Source organism: Skermanella aerolata KACC 11604, assembly GCF_000936425.1.
Lineage (GTDB): Bacteria > Pseudomonadota > Alphaproteobacteria > Azospirillales > Azospirillaceae > Skermanella > Skermanella aerolata.
The window spans coordinates 1-6,619 of record NZ_AVFK01000111.1 but is presented as its reverse complement, the minus strand read 5'-3'; the positions used below and the strand labels follow the sequence as shown (position 1 = coordinate 6,619).

At 62.0% G+C, this 6,619-nt stretch carries 6 protein-coding genes; 3 read left to right on the top strand and 3 right to left on the bottom strand.

The annotated features are described in order from the left end of the window. The 3 genes from N826_RS44010 to N826_RS38160 all read left to right on the top strand — a co-directional run. A partial coding sequence (locus N826_RS44010) for a hypothetical protein (RefSeq protein ID WP_211099506.1) occupies positions 1 to 545 on the top strand: 545 nt, incomplete at its 5' end. Between the two features lie 452 nt (positions 546 to 997). Continuing rightward, positions 998 to 1,636 carry a class I SAM-dependent methyltransferase gene (locus N826_RS45605; protein WP_244619779.1) on the top strand — a complete coding sequence of 213 codons (639 nt, stop codon included), beginning with the start codon at positions 998 to 1,000 and terminating at the stop codon, positions 1,634 to 1,636. Then, entirely contained in the window at positions 1,528 to 2,520 is a 993-nt protein-coding gene (locus N826_RS38160; protein WP_244619780.1) for a methyltransferase regulatory domain-containing protein, read from the top strand. The genes N826_RS45605 and N826_RS38160 overlap by 109 nt, the downstream gene beginning before the upstream one ends. 142 nt (positions 2,521 to 2,662) lie before the next feature. On the opposite strand, the gene N826_RS42605 is transcribed toward N826_RS38160, so the two are convergent. The 3 genes from N826_RS42605 to N826_RS38150 all read right to left on the bottom strand — a co-directional run. Next, the gene (locus tag N826_RS42605; RefSeq protein WP_084721545.1) at positions 2,663 to 2,905 is read right to left on the bottom strand and encodes a zinc ribbon domain-containing protein; all 243 of its coding nucleotides are present in this window, start codon (positions 2,903 to 2,905) and stop codon (positions 2,663 to 2,665) included. Between the two features lie 795 nt (positions 2,906 to 3,700). Continuing rightward, positions 3,701 to 5,641, bottom strand: coding sequence for a porin (locus N826_RS41170; RefSeq protein ID WP_052832800.1), 1,941 nt, complete (start codon positions 5,639 to 5,641; stop codon positions 3,701 to 3,703). Then, a partial coding sequence (locus N826_RS38150) for a S41 family peptidase (protein WP_044437717.1) occupies positions 5,623 to 6,619 on the bottom strand: 997 nt, incomplete at its 5' end. The genes N826_RS38150 and N826_RS41170, both read right to left, overlap by 19 nt.

Below are 6,619 nucleotides of genomic sequence, written 5' to 3'. Positions count from 1 at the left end.
ATCCGCTGTCCTCAACAAACCATCAAGGCGGCCTTCGTCGGAGGCTTACGTTGCATCGGCATGATGAGCTGAGCGATCGCGCCATGACAGGCTCGCGCCCCGTCATCCCTCCGCCTGTCGCGCCTCCTGCCGATGGTCCCGAGCAACCCGAGCTCCATCACGCGGCCGCTACGGACATTCCCATCGAGGAATTGGCCGAGCGGTACCAGGACGGCGCTACACTCGCCGAGATAGCGGCCCGATATCAATTGCTCGGTTACACGGTCAATCCTGACGAGATCCGCCACAGGCTCATCGCTGTCGGTATCCAGATCAAGCTGATTGACCACACAGCCAACGTGTTACTGCGTCGCGGCAAGCGAGGGACCGCCAACCTTCCTTTGTCTTCCGAGGAACTGGCCGAACGCTACCGTGCCGGCGCCTCCCTCGATGATCTGGCGATCCTGTGCCGGTGCAGTTCGAGCAAAATCCGCCGCACGCTTGCCGCGGCCGGTGTCGTAATCCAGCCCCGAGGCGGCCGGAACGGTACGCCTGGCCGATCATGATCCCGACTATCCTGGAAGCGAAAAACGGCGGCGATCTTTACCGCAGCTGTCTGGACATGATGAGCTGATAAGGGCGCCTGTTCTGATTGCCGGCTGGTGCGCGTTCGCGCTGGCCGTTGTGGTGGGTTGTCGTGCCAGAACATGGCGATGACTTTGCCCCGCCAGACTGGTTTTTGCGCACTCGTATGAGGAAAAGCCGGCTTGGCGGGGAAAGCTGCGTGTCCAGCCAGACCACTACGAGGCGTTCGCTCAGGCGCTGGGCGTTGCTGACACGCTGGCCTTCATTAAGCAGGTGATGAGCTACTACGACCCGGTCACGCGCAAGGCGTTGTTCGGTGACGAGAAGGCCGAGGGCTGATCCAGGACATGAGACTGATTTGGGTTGTCTGAATTAAGAAAGCATTAACCAAGATCCCGTGACATTGCGATCTGCACCTCGCAAAGGACGGAACATGAGCAATTGGACCGACGGATACGTCTCTGAGATAGACTACACGCACGGCTTCTATCGTGAGCTGACACCATCCTTCCTTGCTTTCTGTATGCTCCTGAAGGGCATCAGGCCGCCGTCGCTCTCGTCGCCCTTTGCTTACTGCGAGCTGGGCTTCGGCCAGGGCTTCAGCACGAACCTGATCGCCGCCGCCAATCCCCAAGGTGACTTCTGGGCCACGGATTTCAATCCTTCTCATGCCGCTGGTGCCCAGCAGCTCGCAGCCGCCGCGGGCACGCCCAATGTGCGCTTCTTCGACAAAAGTTTCGCCGAGCTGCTGGAGACCGATACGCCCGAGTTCGACTTCATCACGCTGCATGGGATCTACAGCTGGATCAGCCCCGAAAATCGCCGCACCATCCGCGAGATCCTGCGTCGCAAGCTGAAGTTCGGGGGTGTGGTCTACATCAGCTATAACTGCCTTCCCGGCTGGTCGCCCACCATGCCGTTGAGGCAGCTGATGATCGAACACGCGGCGGGCTCACCGAGCCGATGGTGGCGCGCATCGATAAGGCGATTGCCTTCGCCCAACAGCTTAATGAGTTCCAGGCAGGCTATTTCGGCAGCAACCCGGGCGTGGTGCCGCGCCTGGAGCGCCTGAAAACCATGTCACGCAATTATCTGGCACATGAATACTTTAACCGTGACTGGCAGCCCCAGTACTTCGCTGAGGTCGCGCGTGAGCTGAATGAGGCCAAGCTGGCGTTTGCCGCCTCAGCCAATCCCGCAGACCACGTCGATCAGGTCAACCTGACCGCAGACGCCCAGCGGGTACTTGCCGAAATCGGCGACCCGCTGTTCCGCGAAACCGTACGGGACTACTTCCTGAACCAGCAGTTCCGAAAAGACATGTTCGTCAAGGGCTCCGTCAGGCTGGCGCCGCAGGAACAGGTCGAGTTGCTGCACGCCACCCGCTTCGCTCTAACCGCGCCGCGAGCCTTGATCCCACTCAAGGCGACTTTCGCAGTCGGCGAGGTAACGCTTCATGAGGAAACCTACGTGCCCGTCCTGGACGCGCTGGCCAAAGGACCGGCGTTTTTGGGTCAGCTGCTTGCCATGGACAGTATCCGCGAGATCGGGCTGGCCCGCCTCGTGCAAGCCATGACGGTGCTGACGGCGACCGGTCACGTCGCGCCATGCCTCCCCGTGGAGGGCGAGGATGACCGCGCGGATCGGACACAGGGCTTCAACACCGCCGTAATAGACCAGGCACGTTTCTCGGACCAGCTCGTGTTCTTGGCGTCACCAGTGACAGGTAGCGGCACAGCTGTGACGCGTTTTGACCAGTTGTTCCTGCTTGCGACGAGGCAGGGCGTAGATCCAGCGGAGGCCGTATGGCAGGTGCTGGCGGCACAAAACCAGCGACTGATCAAGGATGGCAAGACGATCGAGAGTGCCGCGGGCAACCTAGCCGAACTGCGAACGCGGGCCGAGACGTTCATGGCACAGACGCTGCCAATGCTCAAGCAGCTCGGGATCGGGTGAGAGACTCATGTTGATGACCTCCCGCCTTATGACAGCCTCGCGTTAATGAGATCATCAGGGAAGTCGGCAACGTGAACACTCCGCCGCCTGAAGGAGGATGGCTTCTGAAGCAAGATATGCGGCAACCCGCTGGCTTGACGCTTCAAGGCCTGCTCCGGGCCCCTTTGACCACAAGATTGCTCGATGCTTGACGACTTTTGCCGCTTGAACGTCGTGATCCGCAACCGAGGCAGTCGTGGAGGCGGTCGCTCAGCGTCTTCGGTGTCAGCCGTCCGCAGCCGTCGCACTCCTGGGAAGTCCCGCGTGGGTTGACCTTCGTGACCAGACCGCCAGCATTTGCGGCTTTGTCGTCGGTGAACGAGATCAATTGGCCCCACGCGGGCATTGAGTACCGACCGAGCGGGCATGCCGCGCGCCGGGTCCTTGACGTTGATGCGATCGGCCTCCCTCCGCCCGACTATTATCCCTTAGCCTAACTCAGCAAGTCCGAAATTCGAGGCCGCCAATGAGCGGCCGATCAGATCACTTACGGTCGAGGTCCATGGTCTTCTCGAGGGACCTGTTCGCAGCCCGGTCATCATGGTCGCGGCTGCGTCATCGCTGAACCGGGCGAGAATGGGACGGAAGGCCATTGACCCCCACAAGCCTAAAACATGCTTATCGCATCCCTCCGTTGATCATCTTCAGATCAACGGAGGGACTGCCTCAGCGGCGAGCGTTCCTCGTTCCTCCCTTCTTGGTTCAATTTAACCATGCTTCCGTCGTCACACGTCTGGCAGTCAGCCCCACTATCCTGACTTGGCGACGACAGCAGCTTTAGCGTGTAGGCAATGTAGCAACTTCCCTCTTCGAGCAGAGGACGGTTGTTCAACGTGACGCTTCGAAGCAGATGCGTGGTGGATATAAGGGAGCGCCGTTGCTGGTTCAGCAGCCAGGCGGTGATGGTACGAGCGCCGGGGGAAGGTGCCCATGGAACGGCTCAACTCGGGTCGTCCAGACAGGGAGGTTCACTTGGGCGTAGAGATATCCTGGGTCGGCGAGCAGTGTCTGAGGGACAGCTACGCACACGACCCATCCGCATTTAAATTCACTCGAAGATTGTGAACCGGGCACGGTTAGACCCACAAGAGTACTGCCTTAAGTCGACACGAAGCTTGCAGCCTTTCGACAGTCTCCCTGATCAGAAACTCAATTGGAGACCAAGCAGGATAACATCAGACGTATTCACATTTTCAGATCTCGTGAAGTTCACCTTGGAATGGACGTAGTCGGCCTGGAGCGACAGGCCTGGAGCCAGGACGTAGTTGACACCGATACCCGCCGCCCAGGAGTGATCACCGTTGACGTCCCGCACCCAGGCGTACTGTGCGCCGATGCCGAAAGGGCCGGTTTCATAGGTGGCGCCGACATTCCACTGCCAGTCGAGGTCGGCGTAGCCGTCGAACTTCCCGAAACCTCCGCCGACCGTGAAGTCGGAGATGCCGATCTGGATACCCGTCACCAAGGCGGTAAAGTCCCTGAAGCCGGGACCGTAGCCGTTGCCATTGATGACAGCGGCACTGCCGCTGAACGTCAGGTTCTCGAACTCCTTCTGATAGTTCACCGCGAAGGAGGTGACGTCGCGGTATCCGCTTTCCTCCTCGTCTTCGTCTTCATCTTCGTCCTCGGGTTCTTCGACGACAGGCGATTCGGGCTCAGGCTCCACAACGGGGGGAACCGGCTCGCCGGGATCGGGCTGTTCCGGGGTGGGCTGCTCAGGGCTAGGCTGCTCCGGAGTAGGTTGATCGGGCGCGTCGGGCTGATCCGGTGTGTCCGGTTCATCAGGAGCATCCGGCTCATCCGGCTCATCGGGGTCATCCGGCTCGTCGGGTTCATCCGGATCATCGGTATCCGGCCCGTCGTCGGGATCATCGTCGTCGTCCTCGCCGTCGTCGTCACCACTGTCATCCTCCGAATCTTCGCCGTCGTCCTCGTCGTCTTCGACGGTCTGGGCGACCCGCGTCGGAGCGGGGGCCGACGCCCGGGTCACGCTCCTGGAGCTAAGCGATGCCGACCGGACAATGGTCTGTGGAATGGCGGTTCGGGGGATGGCGCTTGCCGAAGACAAGCTCCGCGAAGGTGCGGAGGCGGTGGTGCCGCGCACCCTTCCGGGTCGAAAGGCCACGACGGACTGACCATTGTCGGAAAGGTGCGGGCTATAAGAAATGCCGGCCTGAAAGCCGGCGATCCTCGGGGTGTAGTAGTTGATCTTGGTCGATGTCCCGATGTCGGGATAGAACGGATAGTAGTCGTCCAGGCTCAGCCTGGAAAAGCTGCCGTAGTCGCCATCGACCTGTCCGATGCCGACGCTTGGGGCATAGATCAGCAGTCCTCCGGCCACGACATCGTCGGTATCGCCGAACTCCAGCCGGCCCCAGGGGCCGCCGATATAGACGTAAGCCTCGTCGAAGGTCGTTTCCGAACTGGATTCGTTGCCGGTGACGGTCTCCAGCTGAAGTTTCAAGCCGTATAGAAGACCGTTGTCGGCCTTGCCCCTGACGTTGAAGTCCACTTCCGTCTTGTTGCGGAACTGGACGCCATGCGTGAGGTCTCCGAATACTCCGGCCTGGAAGGTCGCCGTGCCGCCTATCGTGGCATTGAGAGTTCCCGGAGCGCTTGGGAACAGGTCATCTTCTTCTTCTTCTTCCTCGTCTTCCTCGTCCTCATCAGCATCGGCGCCATCCGCTGTTATGTCATCCTGATCGCCGGTGACGGCGCCGGGAACGGGATCGGCGGTGGCGCTCCCGTCTTCCTCGTCCTCATCCTCGTCCTCTTCGTCATCCTCGTCCTCTTCGTCCTCTTCGTCGTCGACACTGCCATCCTCGTCGTCACTGTCGTCTTCTTCGTCTTCGCCGTCCTCTTCATCGTCCTCAGCGGGTGCGGCCTGGGCTACGGCGACGAACCCGTCGCCTGCCCCATCGCCGGCTTCGGCACTGACGGCAACGGCTTGTTCAGGGCGGGAAGCGCTGCGCGCTTCGGCGGACGGCGTGAGCATCAGGCAAGCGACCGCCGCAGTCGTGGCGAGCAGCATCCGCTTCATGAGGCGGGGCCCAATCGCCGTCGTCAGAGCGCCAGCAGCCATGTCTTGGCATCCGTGGTTTGAGCGTCGATCGATCCCCAGAAGTCCCGCGCCGACGGCTCGGCGGCGGGCTGATCCGGGAGAATCCCCGAGCCTTCGTACACGGCGCCGTCCCATGCCCGATAGATCTCGTTCGACACAGCCCCCTTCCAGCCATTCGGCAGGCGGTACCGGAAGGGATCGGACAGCGCGCCATAGGTCGGACGGCCGAACAACCGGGTGTTCGGCAAGGCGCGCAGGGCAAGCGTCCCGACTTCCGCGGCGCTGACCGTGGAGTCGCTGGTCAGGACAGCGACCGGACCGGTGAAGCGGGCACCCTGGGCGGGCGCCAGCTCGATCGTCTGGACCTGAAGGCCGGAGCCATGCCGCACCGGCTGCTTGGTGAAGACGCGGACCGTTCTGTCCGTCAGGTGCGACGCCAGCGTGAGGGAGACCCGGTCCCAGCCGCCGGGATTGCAGCGAAGATCGACGATCAGTCCACGGACGTCGCCCAAGTCCCGGATCGCGCGGTCGAAGACCTGTCTGGCCGCCAGCACGTCGGCATGCCCCCCTTCGTCATCGGACAGGCCTTCGCAAGCCATCAGCGAGATGTATCCCAATCCGTCGGGCAGACGTCCCCAGGCGACGGTGTCGTGGGCGGCGACATGGCCGGACCCGGACAGGATGCGGCGCCTGACATGGTCGAGCCAGCCGCTGGCGAAACCGTCCGAGTAGTCGCCATCGACCGGCCGCCCGCCGGCGGCTTTCCAGGCACGGTAGAGCTGTCCTTCCCAGGGGCGGCTGTCCTCGTAGCGATCCAGTCCCCTCAGCGATCCGTGACCGTCCTCGAGCGCACGCAGGGATTCCGCCAAAACGTCGAACAGGTGGGTCTGGGTGGCGGGACCGCGCCGGAGAGCCGTGTCGCAGTGCGCCCGCAGTGCCGTCCAGTCGACCCCGCGCTCGGCGGCGAAGGCGAAATGGCCGGACAGGATATCGAAGAAG